General features: G+C 33.5%; 5 protein-coding genes. All 5 read right to left on the bottom strand.

Annotation, left to right across the window (positions count from 1 at the left end):
• Nucleotides 1-109: 109 nt before the first annotated feature.
• The 5 genes from GMD1S_RS07985 to GMD1S_RS07975 all read right to left on the bottom strand — a co-directional run bounded on the left by GMD1S_RS07985 (nt 110) and on the right by GMD1S_RS07975 (nt 1133).
• Complete coding sequence (locus tag GMD1S_RS07985; RefSeq protein WP_001081403.1) at nt 110-322, bottom strand: hypothetical protein; 213 nt, start codon at nt 320-322, stop codon at nt 110-112.
• A 24-nt stretch (nt 323-346) separates the two neighbouring features.
• Nucleotides 347-502, bottom strand: a complete 156-nt coding sequence (locus GMD1S_RS12340) for a hypothetical protein (RefSeq protein WP_000661693.1) — start codon at nt 500-502, stop codon at nt 347-349.
• Between the two features lie 149 nt (nt 503-651).
• A complete protein-coding gene (locus GMD1S_RS12335; RefSeq protein WP_000793177.1) occupies nt 652-828 on the bottom strand; it encodes a hypothetical protein in 177 nt (58 codons plus the stop codon).
• Nucleotides 829-840: 12 nt separating this feature from the next.
• Nucleotides 841-990, bottom strand: coding sequence for a class IIb bacteriocin, lactobin A/cerein 7B family (locus GMD1S_RS07980; RefSeq protein WP_001052546.1), 150 nt, complete (start codon nt 988-990; stop codon nt 841-843).
• Between the two features lie 17 nt (nt 991-1007).
• A complete protein-coding gene (locus GMD1S_RS07975) occupies nt 1008-1133 on the bottom strand; it encodes a class IIb bacteriocin, lactobin A/cerein 7B family (protein ID WP_000437099.1) in 126 nt (41 codons plus the stop codon).

The raw sequence follows: 1133 nt of genomic DNA, 5'->3' as shown, positions 1-1133 counted from the left end.
CTTGTATCCTACATAAAACAGACCAAGCAGAATTGGATAGGTTTCTGGATAAAACAAGGTGGAAAAACTCCGCCATTTACATGCACAAAATCCTTTCCATTCAGATTCATCATTTATAGTTTTGATTATTTTTCTTCAAATCCTTACAATAAATACCAAAATAGCCTGCAACAATCAAACCTATTAAACTCCATTGCCAATCAAAAGATACTAGCGAACCCGTACGAATTAGATGAAGCGTAAGATTAAGACCTATTCCTAACAAAGGAAGTATAGTGGCTAGCTTAGGTAACAATGTATTGAGATTTAGGTTACGATTCATAGTTAATTTCCTTCTATATTTAGATTAACGTCTACTTCCTAGATAACGCCCATACATATAAGAAGCTACTCCTAATACACCCCAAGCTATTGCTGTGGAAGTAGTGACAATGAAGCCTCCTTCAGTAAGAGCCAAATCTTCTTCTGTCATGATATTAAATTTTTTATCCATTTCTTTCATTTTTCTCTCTCCTTTTTAAATAATACTGGCTAATCCAATAGCTACTCCAACCAAAATCCCTACTATTCCTAAATTAGTTCTTATTTCATTGATAATAACTAAAAGATGACTATTCAATAGCAGTTGCCATACACTAAAAATAGTTCTCTTTAAACCTTGTCTTTAGCTAAATCCAAGTAACTCATCATCAAAATAAGGATCGGAACAACTAATTCTGTTTGGAAATATTTTTCAACATTAAAGGTGATTACATTTAAATCTCCCAATATGCAAAGCACTCCAAAAATAATTAGAACTGCTCCCATTACATTTTTTAGATTTTTCATACAATTCTACTTTTATCCAAATTTACGTTTTAAATCTTGACCAATTAATCGACCACCAAGGAAAATTGCTACTCCTCCAGCAATCATGGCTATGGTAATTAAGCCACCTTCTGTATTCATCAATTCTTCTTCTGTCAATTCTGTCCATTTATTTAAATTCATTTTTTCTCTCCTTATTATTACATAAAATAGCCCCAAGCAATACCACCAATTAGTAAGACACCTCCTACAACTACAGCGGTAACCGACCCCCCATTCACATCCGTCAACTCTTCTTCTGTAAGAGCTACAAAGTTCTGTTCCAT

Origin of the sequence: Streptococcus sp. GMD1S, assembly GCF_000296875.1 — a bacterium.
Classification (GTDB): Bacteria; Bacillota; Bacilli; order Lactobacillales; family Streptococcaceae; genus Streptococcus.
Note: the sequence above shows the minus strand (reverse complement) of the source record. Positions and strands in the feature narration are given on the sequence as shown.

Coding starts and splice junctions, on each gene's coding strand:
- GMD1S_RS07975 (WP_000437099.1), bottom strand. CDS start 1,133: ATGGAACAGAACTTTGTAGCTCTTACAGAAGAAGAGTTGACGGATGTG.
- GMD1S_RS12340 (WP_000661693.1), bottom strand. CDS start 502: ATGAAAGAAATGGATAAAAAATTTAATATCATGACAGAAGAAGATTTG.
- GMD1S_RS12335 (WP_000793177.1), bottom strand. CDS start 828: ATGAAAAATCTAAAAAATGTAATGGGAGCAGTTCTAATTATTTTTGGA.
- GMD1S_RS07985 (WP_001081403.1), bottom strand. CDS start 322: ATGAATCGTAACCTAAATCTCAATACATTGTTACCTAAGCTAGCCACT.
- GMD1S_RS07980 (WP_001052546.1), bottom strand. CDS start 990: ATGAATTTAAATAAATGGACAGAATTGACAGAAGAAGAATTGATGAAT.